Source organism: Thiobacillus denitrificans ATCC 25259, from assembly GCF_000012745.1.
GTDB lineage: Bacteria > Pseudomonadota > Gammaproteobacteria > Burkholderiales > Thiobacillaceae > Thiobacillus > Thiobacillus denitrificans_B.
The window spans coordinates 694,244-711,942 of record NC_007404.1; the positions used below are offsets into that span (position 1 = coordinate 694,244).

The window sequence follows — 17,699 nt, forward strand, 5'->3', positions numbered from 1 at the left end:
CAGGGTCAGGATTCAGGGTTCAGGGAGCTTGGCGCAAGCTTTGCGGTTAGCGCGCTACGCAGGCCGTGCAGCATCCTTCCGAGTTCATTGGTTTGTTCGAGCATTGTTCGCAAGTCGTCCGTTGGGACGGCACCGAGGCGGTGCACGAGTTCGATCTGCGTCTCCGCTTCGGCGAGTGATCCTTGCGCGATGCCGACGAAGCGCAGGTAATCGCGCGTGGTGCTGCGGGCGTGGCCTTCGGCAAGATTCGAAGGAATCGAGACCGCCGCGCGTCGCAACTGGCCGGTAAGTCCGTACGTCTCATGACTGGGAAAAGGGCCCGTGATTCGGTACACGCTTTCGGCGAGTTCCATTGCCGACTGCCAGACCTTGAGGTCACGGTAGTTTTGCATCCCTGACCCCTGAATCCCGACCCCTGACCCCTGCGCGCGTCAGGCGCGCCCGAACATCTTCAGGACCGCCTTCACGACGTCTTCGTGATCCGGGATCGCTGCTTTTTCCAGCGTGTGGTTGTACGGTTGCGGCACCAGCGCCGAGTGCACGCGCACCGGCGCGGCGTCGAGCTCGAAGAAGCACTCCTCGTTGATGATCGCGATCACTTCGGAGCCGACGCCGACCGGCGCTTCGTCTTCCTCGACGACGACGGCACGATGCGTCTTCGTGACCGAAGCCTTGATGCCGGCGCGATCGAGGGGGGCGAGCGAATAAAGGTCGACGACCTCGGCCGAGATGCCGTACTGCTTGTCGAGGATTTCGGCGGCTTTCAGGCACCAGTGCACAGAAATGTTATAGCCGAAGAGCGTGACGTCGGTGCCGGCGCGTGCGACTTCCGACCCTTCGAGCGGGTGGAAGTATTCGCCGTCCGGGACTTCGCCCTTCATGTTGTACATGAGTTCGTGTTCGTTGATGAACACCGGGTCGTCGCAGCGGATCGCCGACTTCAGCAGGCCGTAGGCCTGCTTCGGGTTCGACGGCGTGACGACACGCAGGCCGGCGATGCCCATGAACACCTTCTCCATGCGCGCGGAGTGCTGCGCGCCGAGTTGGTGGGCGGCGCCGCCCGCCGAACGGAACACGCACGGGGCCGTCAGCTGGCCGCCCGACATGTAACGCACCTTGGCGGCGGAGTTGAACATCTGGTCCATCGCGAGCCAGGCGAAGTTGACCGACATGATCTCGACGATGGGCCGCACGCCGAGGAAGGAAGCGCCGACCGCGAGACCCGTGAAGCCGCCCTCGGAAATCGGTGTGTCCATCACGCGCAACGGGCCGTATTTTTCGTACAGGCCCTTGGTCGCCTTGTAGGTGCCGCCGGCGACGCCGATGTCCTCGCCCAGGCAGATGACCAGGGGGTCGCGCGCCATTTCTTCGTCGTGGGCGCGCTGGATCGCCTCCCAGTACATGATGTTTGCCATGCTGTTTATTCCTTCTGATTCAGTGTCGCGTGAACGCGGCGCCGGCCTCAGGCGGCCTTGCCGGTGAGCCAGGGCAGCTGGCTCTCGCGATCGGCGAGTACGTATTTCTCGAGTTCGTCGACGCTCGGCTCGGGCGAGGCTTCGGCGAACTTGATGACCTCGTTCTCGATGTAGGCGTCGGTTTCCTTCTCGAGCGCCTCGAATTCGGCCATCGTCGTCGCGCCTTCCTTGATCAGGCGGTCGCGCAGGATGAAGATCGGGTCGCGCTGCTTCCACAGTTCTTCTTCCTCGCGCGTGCGATAGCCGCGTGAGTCGGACATCGAGTGGCCGCGATAGCGGTAGGTCATCAGTTCGAGGAAGAACGGGCCGTTGCCCGCGCGCACGTGATCGACGGCCTTGCGTGCGTGCTCGTAGACGACCTCGATGTCCTGGCCGTCGCATTCGTCGGCGGGAATGTTGTAGGCCGCGACGCGCTTGTGCTGGTGCACGACGGCGGTCGAGCGCTCGATCGAGGTGCCGATGCCGTAGAGGTTGTTCTCGCAGACGAACAGCACCGGCAGCTTCCACAGCGCGGCCATGTTCATGGTCTCGTGGAAGGTGCCCTGGTTGTTGGCCGCGTCACCGAGGAAGCAGATCGCGATCTCGTCGCCGCCCTTCAGCTGGATCGCCTTGGCGATGCCGGCGGCGAGCGGGAAGGGACCGCCGACCAGCGCGTAGCCGCCCATGAAACGCTTGCCCGCGTCGAAGATGTGCATCGAGCCGCCGCGGCCCTTGGATGAGCCGGTTTCCTTGCCGTACAGCTCGGCCATGACTTCCTTCGGATCGGCGCCGCACTTGATCGCGTGCACGTGATCGCGGTAGCCGGTGATCACGTAGTCGTGCCCGGGGCGCGCGGCTTCCATGACGCCGTTGCAGCACGCTTCCTGACCCGGGTAGAGGTGCAGGAAACCGCCGATCTTGCGTTCGATATAAGCCTGATAACAGCGCTCTTCAAAACGGCGGTGCAACACCATTTCGCGCAGCACACGTTTCTTGTCTTCAATCTTCATTCGGTTACCCTTGTCGGACGGGCTCGGAAAAAGCGCCGGGAAAATGCAAACGCGCAATTATCCGAGAAACCCCGTCGACCATCAAGAAAACGCCTCTCCCAAGGATTGCCTATGCTGCCCAAGCTTTCTCAAAACCGGCAGGAAATCAGCGCCACGACGCTCGAAGGCGCCAGCCATGTGTTGGTGCTGCTGCCGCTGACGAAGAATCTGCCCGATGTGGCCGGAAACGCCGCGCTCAAGGCGGTGATGAAGCGGCGGAATATCAAGGTCGACGCGCTCGCGAAGTCGCCGGTCGCCGTCCAGTTGCCCGGCGGCACGCTCGCGGTCTACGCGATGCTGAAGTCCGCCGCGAACACATTCGACACGCACGAGCAGCTGCGCAAGGCGCTCGCCCTGCTGCTCGGCGAGCATCCGAAGATCGTCACGCTCGCGGTCTTCGGCGACGCCGCGTTCCGGGGGCGGATCGCCGAAGCAGCGGTCTACACGACCTGGGTCAATGCCGTGCCGCTGCCCTCGCGCAAATCGAAGAGCGATCCGGCGCTCAAGGCGATCGAGCTCTTCGGCTACAAATCGGCCGATGGCTTCAGCCGCGCGCAGGCGCTCGCCGAAGGCAACACGCTCACCCGCAGCCTGACCGTGCAAGGCCCCGACGAACTCACGCCCGGGGTGTATCGCAAGCGCATCAAGGCGCTTGCCAAGGAATACGGGTGGACCGTCGAGGAATACGGTTTCGACAAACTGAAGGCCATGGGCGCCGGCGCGTTCTGCGCGGTCGCCCAGGGCTCGCCGGCGAAGGACGCGGCGATCGTGCGCGTGAGCTACAAGGGAACGGGCGCGAAGGGCAGGGGCAGGAAGATCGCCTTCGTCGGCAAGGGCATCTGCTTCGACACCGGCGGCCACAACCTCAAGCCGGCCAAGTACATGCAGGGCATGCACGAGGACATGAACGGTTCGGCGGTCGTGCTCGGCATTCTCGCCGCGGCGTCACGGATGAAGCTGCCGGTGGCACTGGAGGGCTGGGTCGCGCTCGCCGAGAACCACATCAGCCCGCAGGCCTACCGCCAGAACGAGGTCGTCACGGCGCTCAACGGCACCTCGATCGAAGTCGTCCACACCGACGCCGAAGGCCGCATGGTGCTCGCCGACACACTGACCCTCGCCGCGCGCGGCAAGCCCGAGCTCATCGCCGATTTCGCCACCCTGACCGGCTCGATGCACTACGCCCTCGGCAGCCGCATGTCGGGTGTGTTCGCGTCCTCCGACGCGCTCGCGCAGGCGGCCACCCGCGCGGCGGCCGCGAGCGGCGAACGCATCGTCGTCTTTCCGCATCCCGAGGATTACGACAGCGCGCTCGACTCGACCGTCGCCGACGTCAAGCAGTGCACGATGGAAGGCGAGGCCGATCACATCCTCGCCGCGCGTCTGCTCTCGCGCTTCGTCGGCGAGACACCGTGGTTGCACATGGACTTGTCGGCGCACAGCTGCAAGGGCGGGCTCGGTGCCGTCATGAGTGACGCCAACGGCTTCGGCGTCGCTTGGGCGCTCGCCTTGCTGGACGGCCTGAAGGGCTGAGCGCTTTTCCCGGTCGGCGCTACGGCGCGTGCGTCACGTCACCGGCCCAGCTCAACGCGGCCGACACGGTGGGAAAGCCGACGGTGCTGGTGAGGAGGACGATGGCGTGGTAGACCTCGTCGGCGCTCGCACCGCTTTCCATCGCTCGCCTGATATGGCTGTGCACCGCGCCCTCGGAGCGGATCGCGACGGCCGCGGCGAGCTGAATCAGGTTCGCCGTTTTTTCGTCGAGCGGCCCCTGTTGCCTGAGCGCCGTGCCGAGATCCTCGACTGCGTTGATGAAGGCCTGGTGGGTTTTTTTCTCGAACAGATAATGCTCGGGAAGCTTTTGCCGGGACATGGGGTTCCTCCGGATCTGGCGCCTGGAAACATTCACTTTAGGCAAGCCCGCGGGCGATGACGATCGATCCCCTTTACGCTGACGACTGTCTGCTCGTGTTCGACAAGCCGAGCGGCCTGCTCGCGGTGCCCGGGCGCGGCCCCGACAAGCAGGATTGCCTCGCGGCGCGCGCGCAGGCCTGTTACCCGGACGCCCTCGTCGTGCATCGCCTGGACATGGCGACCTCCGGCCTGATGGTCATGGCGCGCGGCACGTACGCCCAGCGTGCATTGAGCAGGGCGTTCGCCGCGCGCGAGGTCGAGAAGCGTTACGTCGCGGTCGTCGCCGGGCATCCCGCCGCGCCGCAAGGAGCCTGGGGCACGATAGACCTGCCGCTCGTCGTCGACTGGCCCAACCGACCGCTGCGCATCGTCGACGCGGTGCGCGGCAAACCGAGCGTGACGCGCTGGCGCGTGCTCGGGCCTGCCGGTGCGGACGGGACGCGTGTCGAACTCGAGCCCGTGACCGGGCGCTCGCACCAGTTGCGCGTGCATCTGCGCGAAATCGGCCACCCCATCCTCGGCGACGCGCTCTACGCACCGCCCGCAGTGCAGGCGCAGGCCTCGCGGCTGCTCCTGCATGCCCGCTCGCTCGGCCTCGCTCACCCGGCGACCGGGGAATGGATGCGGTTCGAGGCGCCGCAGCCCTTCTGACGCGCGCCGCGCATCGTCTTTCAGTCGATCACGCCGCAGGCGACACGCGCACCGCCGCCGCCGAGCGCGGCGGGATGGTCGGCGTGGTTGTCGCCGCCCGCGTGAACCATGAGCGAGCGGCCGCGTAGATCGCTCATCTTCAGCCGCGGTGCGAGCACAGGCTGGCTGGTGTCGCCGTTCGCGTCGACGAAAAGCGGCGGCAGGTCGCCGAGGTGACCGTCGCCCCAGGGCGTGCCGTGGCGGCCGGTCTTCGCGGGGTCGTAGTGACCACCGGCTGCGAGCGCCGCGACCTTCTTGCCGTCTTTTTCCTGCGCCTCGCAGCTCGGCTTCTCGTGAACGTGGAACCCGTGTACGCCGGGCGAGAGCCCTTTGAGCGCCGGCGTGAAGACCAGGCCATAACGCGATTCGCTGATCGTCACCGAACCGACCGACGTCCCCTTGCCCGCGGCGTCGACGCTGTCCATCGCGACGGTCTTGTCGGCGGCGCCCGCCGCGAACGGAACGAAACACAGCGCCAGCGCGCACATCTTCGACCTGATTGTCATGTCTTCTCCTTGTTGATGGGTTACAGGCTGCCGGTCGGCAACCGGGCCGCCGGCCTTCTCAAAGCGTAGGCGAAGCCGCCGGCGTGGCAAGCGCGCCGGGTCGATGTGCGCCCGGCCGGACTGTCACGCGTCACGAGGCTGTCACGCGGCGAGGCTACAGTGCGCCCGCTGGGGCGACTGCGCCTCGATGCATCGAGGGAGAACCATGACGCTCGTCAACATGAAAATCGGCACGCGGCTCGGCACCGGCTTCGGCGCGGTGCTGCTGCTCACGCTCGCGGTTGCGGGCCTCGGTCTCGCGTACCTGTCGCAGATCCAGCGGCACGTCGACGACGTAGCCGGCAGCCGCATGGGCAAGATCAAACTGGTCAATGGCATGCGGGACGCGATGCAGAGCGGCGCGGTCGCCGTGCGCAATCTCGTTCTGCTCACCGACGAGGGCGCGATGGCGGAGGAAGCGCAACGCTTCCTCGCGCACCGGGCGCGCTACGCCGACGCCGCGGCGAAACTCGCCACCGCGGTCAGGAGTCCGGCGGAAACGTCGGTGTACGACAAGATCGCGGCTGCCCGCGCGCGAACCGAGCCTGCGCTCGACAAGGTCCGCGAGTTCGCGATGGGCAACCCGCTCGAGGCCACGCGTGTGCTCGTCGAGGAGGTGCGCCCGCTGCAGCAGCAATGGCTCGCCGCGCTCGAGGAGATGGCGGCGCTGCAGGAGCGCGGGGCTGCCGTGGCCATGGTCGACGCGGCCGACGCCTACGCGAACGCGTTTTCGATCCTGCTCGTGCTGTCCCTTGGCGCTGTCGTCACCGGCGCTGGCGTCGCCTGGCGGATCACGCGCTCGGTCACCGAACCGGTGCGGAAAGCCGTCGCGCTCGCGCGCTCGGTGGCTGGCGGCGACCTGACCGCGCGCGGCGAAAGCCGTGCGGACGACGAATTCGGTCAGTTGCAGCGCGCGCTCACCGGCATGACCGCGAGTCTGGCGGGAATCGTCGCGGAAGTGCGCCACACGACCGACACCATCGCCGTCGCCTCGCGCGAAATCGCCTCCGGCAACGCCGACCTCTCGTCTCGCACCGAATCGCAGGCCTCGAGCCTCGAAGAGACCGCGAGCTCGATGGAAGAACTGACCAGCACCGTACGGCAGAACGCCGAGAACGCCCGCCAGGCCAACCAGCTCGTCGTCTCCACCGCCGACGTCGCCGTCAAGGGTGGCGAAGTCGTCGGCCAGGTCGTCGACACCATGGCCTCCATCAAGGACAGCTCGCGGAAGATCTCCGACATCATCGGCGTCATCGACGGCATCGCCTTCCAGACCAACATCCTTGCGCTCAACGCCGCCGTCGAAGCGGCGCGTGCCGGCGAGCAGGGCAGGGGCTTCGCCGTCGTCGCCAGCGAAGTCAGGAATCTTGCCCAGCGCAGCGCCGGTGCCGCCAAGGAAATCAAGTCCCTGATCGAAGACTCCGTCGGCAAGGTCGACGCCGGCAGCAAGCTCGTCGACGAAGCCGGCAAGACCATGGACGAGATCGTCAGCTCGGTCAAACGCGTCACCGACATCATGAGCGAGATCGCCGCCGCGAGCCAGGAGCAGAGCGCCGGGATCGAGCAGGTCAACCAGGCCGTCGGCCAGATGGACGAGATGACCCAGCAGAATGCCGCGCTCGTCGAAGAGGCAGCCGCTGCGGCCGAGAGCCTGCAGGAGCAGGCGGCGAAGCTCGCCGACGCGGTCAGCGTGTTCAAGCTCGATGGCGGCGATGGCGAGCGGCTCGGCGTGGCGGCCCCGGTCGCTCGGGCTTCGGTCCGACGCGCCACATCCCTACAGGTGGCCAAGGCCCGCGCGCCCAGGCTCGCGCTCGTCGCCCGCTGAAGGCGCGACCGCTGTAAATCTCCGGGCCGCTGCACGCGGCGGCGAGGTCTCAGCGCGGCTTCAGCGTCGCCGCCCGTGGAACGACGAGCCTGACGTAGTCGAGCGCTTCGTAGTTGCGGATCTGCGCCGGACCTTCGGGCGCGACGTCGACGTAGGCCGGAAAATCCTCCGCGCCGAGACCGCGCGTCCCAGCGTAGGTCTCGCAGACGTGTACCGGAATCCCGTCGTCGCGGCTCAGGCTTTCGGCGAGTTGATGGATCGCCGGGTTCGTTCCGCGCGCGCCATCCTTCAGCGCGAACATTTCCTGACCGTGCGTGACTAGCGCCATCGGCAGCGCCGGAAAGCGCGCCTTCAGGCGCCTCGCCGCCTGCTTCACCCAGGGGAGCGCGTATTCCAGGGCGCGCGGATCGCGGTCGACGACTTCGAACACGACGCCTGCCGGTGCGTTCGGCTGGGCCAGCAGCCCTTCGAGCGTCGCGGCAGGCGTCGCGTGACTGAGCAGGAGGAGGGCGACGCCGGCAGCGAGCATGCGGGCGAGCGAACGCAGTTGCGGCGCGGATCGGAGGGCTCGGGGAGTCATGGGGAAGCTCGGCATCGGGTGACGGTCTCGGGTTGCCGCTACCGGCCTGCCAGGTAGCGCGGGAAGGCGTTCTTGTCGAGCAGGATTTCGATGAGGTTGATCCCGCCGATGAGGTCGGCGTCGGCGAAGACGGCGTCGAGTTCGGCTTCGTTGGCGACGCGATAGTGCGCGACGCCGAAGGAGCGGGCGAGCAGGGCGAAGTCGGGATTGGTGAAATCGCAGTCGATGTAGCGCTCACCGTAGAGCTGGAACTGGTTCTTGCGGATCAGCGAGAGCGTGCCGTTGTTGATCACGACGACGTTGAGCGGGATGCCGTAGTTCACCGCCGTCATCATTTCCATGCAGCACATCTGAAAGCCGCCGTCGCCGAGGATCGCGAAGGCCGGGCTGTCCTTGGCGTGGCAGCGCGCCCCGATTGCGGCAGGCAGCGCGTGACCGAGCGACGAGATGCCGGTGTTGGGGAAATAGCGGTTGCGGTCCGACACGTCGAAGTAGCTCTGGGCGAAGACGATGTTGTCGTCGAACACGAGCGCTTCGCGTGGAAACCGCTTCGCGAGCAGGTGGAAGAAGTGGCGGATCAGCTGAAACCCTTCGTTCTCGGGCGCGGCCTCCTGCGTCGGTCGCTTGAGTCCGGCCCGATGACGCGCGAGACGTTCGGTCTTCTTCGGCGCGGCGCCGCTCGTTGCGAGTGCGGCGAGCAGGTCTTCGACGACGGCACGGATATCGCCGCACACCGCGACATCGGGCTGGAAGACGCGTCCGAGCTGCGCGGGGTCGCGGTCGACCTGGGCGATCTTCTTGCGGGCCAGGAGTTCCGCGTCCCACAGATAGCTCGTGCGTTCGTTGAAGCTCGCGCCCAGAAAGACGAGCAGGTCGGCGTGCTCGGCGAGGTAGCGGTAGGCGTCGCCGTTGGACGTCACGCCGAGGCAGCCGAGCGACAGGTCGGAACCTTCGGTGACGACGCCCTTGGCCTTGAGACTGCTCGTCACCGGGATGCGGAATTTTTCCGACAGCGTGCCGACGAGTTCGCGCGCGCCGGCGGCGATGCAGCCGTATCCCGCGACGATGACGGGCGCCCGGGCGTCGGCGATGAGCGCGGCGAGTTCGCTCACCGCGGCGGTGTGGCGCGTGACTTCGGCGCGCGGGAAGTGAACCTGCTCGAGCGCGCCGGCGTCGACCGATTCCTTCTGCACGTTGTAGGGGATCGACAACAGCACCGGTCCGGGCTCGCGGCCGAGCAGGGCCTGGGTCGCCTGGTTGAGCGCCTGGCCGAGATAGTCGGTGCGCTCGATGCGCTTGTGGTAGCGCGTGATGCTCGCGAAGAGCGCGCCCTGATCGATCGCGCCGCCTTCTCCCGAGCTTTCCTGCAGGCCGCCGCGGCCGAAGATGTAGGTCGACGTCTCGCCGGTGATCGCGAGCACGGGCAGCCGCTCGGCGTAGGCGTTGGCGATGCCGGTGATGAGATTGGTCGCGCCGGGTCCGGAGGTCGCGATGCAGGCCGAGGGGCGGCGCGCGACCCGCGCCTCGCCGCCGGCCATGAAGGCCGCACCCTGCTCGTGCTTGACGAGCACGGTGCGCAGCGAGGCGTCGCGCAGGCGGTCGTAGATCGGCAGGATGTGCGCACCGGGCATGCCGAAGACGTGACCGATGCCGAGGCGTTCGAGGTAACGGACGATCAGTTCGCTGACGGAAATGTTCATGAGTCTTGTCGTGCGCTGTCGCAGCGCGCGTCTGCTGGGACGGCCTCCGGATTGGAGCACAAGCGGCGGCTTAGGAAAACCTCGGCGTGGCGCAAGACCGCGCGCGGGGAAAGGTCTTGTTCACCCCGCCGACAGCCGAGGGCGAGCAGGCGGCATCGGTAGCGGGGCTTCAGCGATCGCGCCCGTCGTCGCCGGGAAGCTTGAGCCGCCGCTCGAGCCGGCGGAGAACGGCGAGGACGAACCAGATCAGGATCACGCTGAGGACCGCCAGGCCCAGCAGGCCGAGGCCGACGGCGACGCCGACCGCGGCCGTCGCCCAGATGCCGGCGGCGGTCGTCAGGCCGTAGATCTCGCGCTCCTGGCCGACCTTGAGGATTGCGCCCGCGCCGATGAAGCCGATGCCGGCGGCAAGCCCCTGGATCACCCGCGATTCGCCCTCCGGGCCCATGCCCGATTCGACCGCCGCGATGACGAACAAGGCCGTGCCCATCGCGACGAGGATGTGCGTGCGCAAGCCCGCCGGCTTGCCGTGTTGCTCGCGTTGCAGGCCGATCACCGCACCGAGCAGCATTGCCACGCTCAGCCGCGCAAGCAGGCGGACGATCTGCGACGCGTCGGGAAATCCCGCAGCGAGCTCGTCGAGAAGGATTTCCATGCGACGCGCCGCCGCGACCGGCTCAGACGTGGGCGAGCTGCTGCTCGATTTCGAGGAAGGTGTCGGCGACTTCGGTCGTCTCGACGGTCACGCCGAGCTGCTTGCACAGCTGCGACAGCGAGAGCAGGCCGCGCACCATCTGCCGGCCCTCGGTGTGCTCGATCACGAGCGCGTGCTGGCGCCCGCGGGCCTTGAGCGTCTCGAGCACATGGCCGACGCGTGCGTGGGCGATGTCGTCGAAGTCGACCGCCTCGAGCCGGTCGACCGGGGTCATGATGTCGGCGACGAGCACTTCGTCCCGGCGGATGCCGCGGCTTTGCACGATCTTCAGCGGCTTCTCGCCCTGGATGTCGGTGCTCGTGATGAGCCCGGCGACGCGGTCGAGCGTGTCCATCACGAAGAGCAGGCGCACCTTGCGGCGGATCATCCGCTCTTCGGCCTGGGTAATCGTGTCGCCGGGCGTCGCGATGAAGGCGGTCAGGCGGCGGAAATCGGTCATCACGTCGAGGGCCGGATTTTCGAGCCCGACACGCTCGGGAAGGATGCAGGCCGGGCGCAGCAGGCCGGCGTTCTGGTCGAGGCTGCGGGCGGGCAGTCGGGTATAGGTCATGAATCGTCTCCTCGTTCGGTTTTCTTGGGTTCCGACACCCGCGGCGTGCAGGGTCGAGACCATCGTGTTCCTCGTCCCGGGACCTGTCCATTCAAGTTTTTTTTTCGCAACATAAATAGTTCTTGTTGGATATCAGGTCATGCCGGGCCTAAAGCGAATCGCTAGCCGATCTGGGCGAGCAGCGCCTGGTAAGAGGTTTCGAACTGCTTCACCCCCGCGTCCTGCAGGCGCGCCGCGACCGCATCGAGGTCGACGCCGAGGCGCGCGAACTCGGCGAGTTGGGCGCTCGCCTCGTCGACCGCCTGCTCGAGCTGGGGAACGGGCTGGCCGTGGTCGCGTAGCGCGGCGAGCGTCTTGTCGGGCAGCGTGTTGATCGTTTCCCGGCCGATCAGCGGCTCGACGTAAAGCAGGTCGTGGTAATCCGGGTTCTTGACCCCGGTGCTGGCCCATAGCAGGAATTGCGGGCGCGCGCCCCTCGCGGCGAGGGCGGTGAACGCGGGGCCGCGGAAGGTTTCGAGGTAGGCCTGGTAGGCGAGCTTCGCCATCGCCACCGCGGCCTTGCCGCGCAGCGACAGCGATTCCTGCGTGCCGATCCCCGCAAGTTCGGCGTCGACCGCAGTGTCGACACGCGACAGGAACAGGCTTGCGACAGCCTTGGCGCGGCGCAGGTCGGCGCCTGATGCAGCGCGCTTGCCGAGGCCGCGGACGTAGGCATCGAACACGGCCTGCGCCTGAGCTATAGAAAACAGCAGCGTCACGTTGACGTTGATGCCGAGCTGGGTCAGCGTCTCGAAGGCGTCGACGCCTTCGGGCGTGCCGGGTACCTTGACCAGCAGGTTGGGACGGTCCACGAGCGACCACAGGCGACGCGCCTCGTCGACCGTGCCTGATGTGTCGTACGCCAGGCGCGGCGCGACTTCGAGGCTCACGTAGCCGTCATTGCCGGCGCTGCGCTCGAACAGCGGCAACAGCAGGTCGCACGCGTCGCGGATGTCAGGGATGACGAGCGCCTCGTAGCGCCGTTCGACGTCCGCCTCCTCGCGCCTCAGGCGTGCAAGGTCATCGGCGTAGTGGGGACTGGTGGCCAGCGCGTTCTGGAAGATCGAGGGATTCGACGTCACCCCCGACACGCCGTCCTCGGCGATCATTTTCGCGAGCGCGCCGTCGCGCAGCAGGTCGCGTGACAGGTTGTCGAGCCACAGGCTCTGACCGAGTCTGGAAACGTCTTTCGTGATGTTCATGACGGATTCTCGGGTGCATGGGCATACTCAGAATAGAACACGCAGTCGGGCCAAGGTTCCGCCTACCGCCTCGCGCGGCGGCCCGGCCACGGCCTGCGCCTGTGCTAGACTCCGCCGCATTCCCAAGGTTTTTTCGCGGCTCATTCCATGTCTGGCAGCACCCTCGGCAAACTGTTCTGCGTGACCGTATTCGGCGAGTCGCACGGCCCCGCGATCGGCTGCGTCGTCGACGGCTGCCCGCCCGGCATGACGCTGGGCGAATCCGACATCCAGCACGATCTCGACCGGCGCAAGCCCGGCACCTCCCGCCACGTCACGCAACGTCGCGAATCCGACACGGCCGAGATTCTTTCCGGCGTCTACGAAGGCAGGACCACCGGCACGCCGATCGCGCTGCTGATCCGCAACGAGGACCAGCGCAGCAAGGACTACGGAAACATTGCCGCGACCTTCCGGCCGGGGCACGCCGACTATACCTATACGCAGAAATACGGCTTTCGCGACCCGCGGGGAGGCGGCCGTTCGTCTGCGCGGCTGACTGCGCCGATCGTCGGCGCCGGCGCCATCGCGAAGAAGTGGCTGAAGGAAAAATACGGCATCGTGATCCGCGGCTACATGAGCGCGCTCGGCCCGCTCGACATTCCCTTCGAATCCTGGGATGAAGTCGACAACAACGCCTTCTTCTCGCCCAACGCCGCGATCGTGCCCGAACTCGAGCAATACATGGACGCGCTGAGAAAATCCGGCGACTCGGTCGGTGCGCGCGTCAGCGTCGTCGCCGAGAACGTGCCGCCCGGCTGGGGCGAGCCGCTGTACGACAAGCTCGACGCCGACCTCGCCCACGCGCTGATGGGCCTGAACGCCGTCAAGGGCGTCGAGATCGGCGACGGCATGCAGGCCGCGCGACAGCTCGGCACCGAGCATCGCGACGAGATCACCCCCGCGGGATTTCTCTCCAACCATGCCGGCGGCGTGCTCGGCGGCATCTCGTCGGGGCAGGCGATCGTCGCCCACGTCGCGATCAAGCCGACCTCGTCGATGCGCCTGCCCGGGCGCTCGGTCGACCTCGATGGCCAGCCGATCGAGGTCGTCACCCACGGCCGGCACGACCCCTGCGTCGGCATCCGCGCGACGCCGATCGTCGAGGCGCTGACCGCGATCGTGCTGATGGACCATGCGCTGCGCCACCGCGCGCAGTGCGGCGATGTCGCGAGCGGCGTTCCGATCGTGCCCGCACGGCTGGACTGAGCCGACCCGGCGCGCGCCCGGCCGTGGGCGCTACGGTGATACCGCCGTCGGAAGCCTTCCCGTCTCGCGCCTGAACACGCTTTTGGCGAACTGCGGCGGAAGCGGCGTCATCCGGCGGAATAGCCAGGGCGACAGCTTCGGAAACAGCCGCGTGCGGTGTTTCATGTACATGTAGAGCGGCACCATTTCCGCCCCGAGATCGGTTTTCGCGACGTAGGTCGTGATGCCGAGCTTGACCCAGCGCAGGCCGGCCTCGATGGCGTGACGGACGATTTCGTACAGCATGAACGGGTAGACGTCTTCGGCTTCCTCGCCGTCCTTGCCGACGTACATCCAGCGCAACACATCATCCTCGACGAGCAGCAGGCAGTGGCCGATGAGCCTGTCCTGCTGATAGAACACGAGAACGCGCGAACCCGGCAGGTGCGTGTTGATGTTCCGGTAGAAGGCCGGGGTGAGAATTTCGCGCTTGTATTCGCTGGCATGGTCATAGATGTATCGCCACTGCGCGGCGAAGACGTCGGCCAGATGGCGAAAGTCGGTCAGAAGCTCGCTGCGGATCCCGCGGTCTGCGATGCGTGAGAGATTGAGCCTGACCTTGCGGCGGTAGCTGCTGCGCATGTCGGCCAGGTAGGTGTCGAAGCTGCGCCAGCGTACCTCGAGCACGGCGTCGGGCAGGTTGGGCAGGACGCTGTAGCCGTGCGCGGTCAGCGCGTCGAAGCGGCCCCGCTCCTCGTTACGGTAATCCCGGAACAGCAGGTAGTTCAGCCCCGCCGCTTCGGCGATCGTCTCGGCCGCCGCGACCAGCTGGGCGAGGACCTGTTCCGCGTCCGCGTCGTCGCGCAGCGTGATCTGACGCCCGAGCGCGACAGGCGTGCCGCATTCGAGCATGCGCAGGGTCAGAAACCGCGGGAAGACGCGGCGCACCGCGCCCACGAGGGCGCGCACGGCGCCCTGTGCAAACAGCGCCATGTCCATGCTGATCGAAAACATGCAGGTATGCGCCAGCACGCGGCCGGCGTCGTCGTACACCACCGGGTAGCGGAACAGGCAGTCGTTGATTGCGCTGCCTTCGACTGCCTTGAGGTAGGCATGGGAGCAGATCGTGGCGTCGCGACCGAGAATTTCGTCCCAGGCGCGAGGCTCGATCTCGTCTATCGACGAATACACGCGGACATGCATGACGTGAGGCTCCCGCTACCGGTGCGCGGCCAGCTCGGGATAGAAGCGCGGGCCGAAAATCGCCGTGCCGATGCGCACGATCGTCGCCCCTTCCGCGATCGCCGCCTCGAAGTCGCCGGACATGCCCATCGACAGCGTGTCGACGGGAAGTCCGTGCGCCTTGAGCGCCTCGAACAGACGGCGCACCCTGGCAAAGGCGGCGCGCTGACAGGCGCGATCGCGGGTCGGCGCGGGTATCGCCATCAAGCCCCGCAGTCTCAGCCGGGGCAAGGCCGAGACCTGCTTCGCAAGCGCGATCGCGGCGTCCGCGGGGACGCCCCCCTTGCTCGGCTCGCCACTCACATTGACTTCCAGGCAGACGTTCAAGGGCGGAGCGTCGGCAGGCCGCTGCTCGGACAGACGCTCCGCGATGCATAAGCGGTCGACGCAGTGCGCCCAGGAAAAGTTTTCGGCGACGCGACGCGTCTTGTTGCGCTGGATCGGCCCGATGAAATGCCACACCAGATCGAGATCGGCAAGCGCCCGCTGCTTGTCGAGTGCTTCCTGCAGATAGTTCTCGCCGAATTCGCGATGCCCGAGGCGTGCGATATTGCGCACGGCGTTGTGATCGTAGGTCTTGCTGACGGCGAGCAGTGTCACGGCGCGCGGATCACGCGCGCAGTCGAGTGCGGCCCGCGCCAGCCGGTCGTGCAGCGTCAGCAGCCGCGCGGCGATCGTTTCCGACATGACGGCCTCCCGTTACTGGATGATGCCGAGGTCGCGGCCGTGGCGCGAGACCGAATCGAGCACCCGGTCCATGTCCGAAAGGGTGTGCTCGGCACAGAGGCTGATGCGTACGCGCGGCTTGTTGCGGGGACACGCCGGATAGATCACCGGGCTCGCGAAGATGTCGTCGGCGTCCATGCGCGCGACCAGTTCGAACATCGTGATTTCATCGCCGAGCACGATCGGGATGATCGGCGTTTCGCTCACGCCGGTATCGAAGCCGAGCGATTTCAGCCCGCTCAGCAGGTGGTGGGTGCAGGCCCACAGGTTGACGCGCTTCTGCGGCTCGTCCTCGATGATGCGTACGGCCCGGATCAGCGAGGCCGTGACCGACGGGCTGATGCTGGTCGAATAGATGAAGGCGTGCGAGTTGTACTTGATGAAGTCCATCACCTCCTTCGTGGCGCCGACGAAGCCGCCGATGCAGCCGAAGGCCTTGGACAGCGTGCCGGTGATGATGTCGGGCTCGTCGATGCCGAAATGATCGGCGGTGCCGCGTCCGTGCGGCCCGGCGACGCCGGTCGCGTGCGCGTCGTCGACCATCACGCGCGCGCCGTAGCGCCGCGCGAGCGCCATGATCTCGGGCAGCCGCGCAAAATCGCCGTCCATGCTGTAGATGCCGTCGACTACGATGAGCTTGTTCGCCTTGTGTCCGACGTCGTTGAGGACGCGCTCGAGCGACGCCATGTCCTGGTGGCGAAAGCTGCGCACCTGCGCATGGGCGAGCGCGCACCCGTCGAGGATGCTGGCGTGCACGAGCTTGTCGACGATCGCGACGTCGTCTTTCGAGAGCAGCGCGCTCAGCACGCCGAGATTCGCCATGTAGCCGCTCTGGAAGGCGACGACCGTTTCGACCTGCTTGAACCATGACAGCTTGCGTTCGAGTTCCTCGTGCAGGTCGTTGGTCCCGTTGAGCAGCCGGCTGCCGCTGGTGCTGTTGCCCCAGTAGCGGATCGCCTCGACGCCGGCCTGCGAGAGGCGAGGGTCGCTCGCCAGTCCGAGATAGTTGTTGGACGACAGCATGAGCATCCGGCGCCCCGCGAAGACGACTTCACGTTCGCTCACGGCATCGATCTTGCGCATGGCCAGCGCGAGGTATTCCGGTTTCACGCGGTTCAGTGCGCTGTGTTTCCTCGCGACAAAGGCTTTCGCAAACAAATCGCCATTGAGCATCGCGTCTTCGACCGGGGCTAAATCGTTCATGGTGGTCTCCTGTACGTCCTTCGGATGTTCGTGTACGTGTCCCATGGGCCCATGCGACGATGCTGAAATGTAGGAGTCCACACGGCAGAAACAATCTGGACATGTGGCCATCAAAGGGGGAGACGCGACCCCACCCGGATGGCTAGATGGAAACGCAGCCGACCTAGACGAATGGGACATGGTGAGCGGGTAGCACAGGTGTTATATTTTTTTCAGGAGCTACGGTTTGACGGTCGCGCATGGATGATCACGGCTTTCTGGCAACGGCGGACGGGCAAGCCCCGAGGGTCGCCCGGATATTCGTCCTGGCGAACCCCGACTTTTATCTCGACGGGCTGCTCGCGGTGCTGGCGCGGTCCGCGCACATCCAGATCGTCGCATGCGTGAAGCCCGGGGCGGATTGCTGGAACGCCTTCGTCGCGGCCGAGGCCGACGTGCTGTTGATACACCGGCAGGCCGTCCTGGACGTGCCCGGCGGATTCTCCCGCCATGTGCAGCACGCGCCGAATCTCAAGGTCATCGTCTTCGGGCACGACATGCCGGACGAATTCCTGCTCAAGATCATCCGCTCGGGCGCAGCGGGTTACATCAACGAACGAATGAGCGGCGAGCATCTGCTCACCGCCGTGCAAAAGGTGCTCGAGGGGGAACTGTGGGTCGAGCGCCGTATCCTGCAGCGATTGATCCTGCGCGTCGTCGAGCTCGAGGACATCATCAATCAGGCGATCGAATCGATCCGCAACGTGCTGACCAAGCGCGAGTCGGAAATATTCCGCCACGTCCTCGGCGGCCTTTCGACCAAGGAGATCGCCGGCGAGATGCAGGTGTCGGAGCAAAGCGTCAAGCTGCACCTCGGGAATATTTTCAAGAAGTTCGACGTGAGCAACAAACAGCAATTGATCCTGCTCACGTTTCAACGGGTCTGCCCGGTGTCGAACGTGCTGCGCTTGTTCCAGATCGTGATGGACAAGCATCAGCTCGCGCAGGGCAAGCCCCCGCTGATCGAGGACCCGCTCTGGCGCGACGGAAACGGCTGAA

At 66.4% G+C, this 17,699-nt stretch carries 18 protein-coding genes; 5 read left to right on the top strand and 13 right to left on the bottom strand.

Translation table 11 applies throughout. The features are described 5' to 3' along the window. Positions 1 to 5: 5 nt before the first annotated feature. Genes TBD_RS03305 through pdhA form a run of 3 tightly spaced genes read right to left on the bottom strand, consistent with a single transcriptional unit; the run spans position 6 to position 2,464 of the window. Positions 6 to 392, bottom strand: a complete 387-nt coding sequence (locus tag TBD_RS03305) for a four helix bundle protein (RefSeq protein WP_011311165.1) — start codon at positions 390 to 392, stop codon at positions 6 to 8. Positions 393 to 431: 39 nt separating this feature from the next. Beyond that, positions 432 to 1,415, bottom strand: a complete 984-nt coding sequence (locus TBD_RS03310) for an alpha-ketoacid dehydrogenase subunit beta (RefSeq protein WP_011311166.1) — start codon at positions 1,413 to 1,415, stop codon at positions 432 to 434. A gap of 47 nt (positions 1,416 to 1,462) precedes the next feature. Next, positions 1,463 to 2,464, bottom strand: coding sequence for a pyruvate dehydrogenase (acetyl-transferring) E1 component subunit alpha (gene pdhA, locus TBD_RS03315; RefSeq protein WP_011311167.1), 1,002 nt, complete (start codon positions 2,462 to 2,464; stop codon positions 1,463 to 1,465). A gap of 111 nt (positions 2,465 to 2,575) precedes the next feature. Here pdhA and TBD_RS03320 point away from each other — a divergent pair, with 111 nt between their 5' ends. Beyond that, entirely contained in the window at positions 2,576 to 4,036 is a 1,461-nt protein-coding gene (locus TBD_RS03320; RefSeq protein WP_011311168.1) for a M17 family metallopeptidase, read from the top strand. A 19-nt stretch (positions 4,037 to 4,055) separates the two neighbouring features. On the opposite strand, the gene TBD_RS03325 is transcribed toward TBD_RS03320, so the two are convergent. Beyond that, the gene (locus TBD_RS03325; protein ID WP_011311169.1) at positions 4,056 to 4,376 is read right to left on the bottom strand and encodes a carboxymuconolactone decarboxylase family protein; all 321 of its coding nucleotides are present in this window, start codon (positions 4,374 to 4,376) and stop codon (positions 4,056 to 4,058) included. 56 nt (positions 4,377 to 4,432) lie between these two features. Here TBD_RS03325 and TBD_RS03330 point away from each other — a divergent pair, with 56 nt between their 5' ends. Then, the gene (locus TBD_RS03330) at positions 4,433 to 5,068 is read left to right on the top strand and encodes an RluA family pseudouridine synthase (RefSeq protein WP_011311170.1); all 636 of its coding nucleotides are present in this window, start codon (positions 4,433 to 4,435) and stop codon (positions 5,066 to 5,068) included. A gap of 20 nt (positions 5,069 to 5,088) precedes the next feature. On the opposite strand, the gene sodC is transcribed toward TBD_RS03330, so the two are convergent. Beyond that, entirely contained in the window at positions 5,089 to 5,613 is a 525-nt protein-coding gene (gene sodC, locus TBD_RS03335; protein ID WP_011311171.1) for a superoxide dismutase family protein, read from the bottom strand. Positions 5,614 to 5,818: 205 nt separating this feature from the next. Here sodC and TBD_RS03340 point away from each other — a divergent pair, with 205 nt between their 5' ends. Next, a complete protein-coding gene (locus TBD_RS03340) occupies positions 5,819 to 7,477 on the top strand; it encodes a methyl-accepting chemotaxis protein (protein ID WP_041432308.1) in 1,659 nt (552 codons plus the stop codon). 49 nt (positions 7,478 to 7,526) lie between these two features. Here TBD_RS03340 and TBD_RS03345 read toward each other — a convergent pair whose 3' ends face one another. The 5 genes from TBD_RS03345 to tal all read right to left on the bottom strand — a co-directional run bounded on the left by TBD_RS03345 (position 7,527) and on the right by tal (position 12,263). Then, entirely contained in the window at positions 7,527 to 8,057 is a 531-nt protein-coding gene (locus TBD_RS03345) for a hypothetical protein (RefSeq protein WP_148202999.1), read from the bottom strand. A gap of 38 nt (positions 8,058 to 8,095) precedes the next feature. After that, on the bottom strand, positions 8,096 to 9,757 hold the full coding sequence (locus TBD_RS03350; RefSeq protein WP_011311174.1) for a thiamine pyrophosphate-binding protein: 1,662 nt from the start codon (positions 9,755 to 9,757) through the stop codon (positions 8,096 to 8,098). A gap of 169 nt (positions 9,758 to 9,926) precedes the next feature. Continuing rightward, positions 9,927 to 10,412 (bottom strand): MgtC/SapB family protein, encoded by a 486-nt coding sequence (locus TBD_RS03355; RefSeq protein WP_011311175.1) that lies wholly within the window; start codon positions 10,410 to 10,412, stop codon positions 9,927 to 9,929. Positions 10,413 to 10,434: 22 nt separating this feature from the next. Then, positions 10,435 to 11,022, bottom strand: coding sequence for a CBS domain-containing protein (locus TBD_RS03360; protein WP_041432310.1), 588 nt, complete (start codon positions 11,020 to 11,022; stop codon positions 10,435 to 10,437). 161 nt (positions 11,023 to 11,183) lie between these two features. Beyond that, the gene (gene tal, locus TBD_RS03365) at positions 11,184 to 12,263 is read right to left on the bottom strand and encodes a transaldolase (protein WP_011311177.1); all 1,080 of its coding nucleotides are present in this window, start codon (positions 12,261 to 12,263) and stop codon (positions 11,184 to 11,186) included. A gap of 147 nt (positions 12,264 to 12,410) precedes the next feature. On the opposite strand from tal, the gene aroC reads away from it, so the two are divergent. After that, on the top strand, positions 12,411 to 13,511 hold the full coding sequence (gene aroC, locus TBD_RS03370; protein WP_011311178.1) for a chorismate synthase: 1,101 nt from the start codon (positions 12,411 to 12,413) through the stop codon (positions 13,509 to 13,511). A gap of 30 nt (positions 13,512 to 13,541) precedes the next feature. Here the strand turns inward: aroC and TBD_RS03375 are convergent, their stop codons facing one another. The 3 genes from TBD_RS03375 to TBD_RS03385 are packed head-to-tail and all read right to left on the bottom strand — an operon-like array spanning position 13,542 to position 16,661. Next, on the bottom strand, positions 13,542 to 14,693 hold the full coding sequence (locus tag TBD_RS03375) for a GNAT family N-acetyltransferase (protein WP_011311179.1): 1,152 nt from the start codon (positions 14,691 to 14,693) through the stop codon (positions 13,542 to 13,544). 15 nt (positions 14,694 to 14,708) lie between these two features. Continuing rightward, a complete protein-coding gene (locus TBD_RS03380; RefSeq protein ID WP_011311180.1) occupies positions 14,709 to 15,419 on the bottom strand; it encodes a YggS family pyridoxal phosphate-dependent enzyme in 711 nt (236 codons plus the stop codon). A 12-nt stretch (positions 15,420 to 15,431) separates the two neighbouring features. Continuing rightward, positions 15,432 to 16,661, bottom strand: coding sequence for an aminotransferase class I/II-fold pyridoxal phosphate-dependent enzyme (locus tag TBD_RS03385; RefSeq protein WP_049750205.1), 1,230 nt, complete (start codon positions 16,659 to 16,661; stop codon positions 15,432 to 15,434). Between the two features lie 239 nt (positions 16,662 to 16,900). Between TBD_RS03385 and TBD_RS03390 the strand changes: the two genes are divergently transcribed. Further along, positions 16,901 to 17,698 carry a helix-turn-helix transcriptional regulator gene (locus tag TBD_RS03390; protein WP_011311182.1) on the top strand — a complete coding sequence of 266 codons (798 nt, stop codon included), beginning with the start codon at positions 16,901 to 16,903 and terminating at the stop codon, positions 17,696 to 17,698. The last annotated feature ends 1 nt before the right edge of the window (position 17,699 follow it).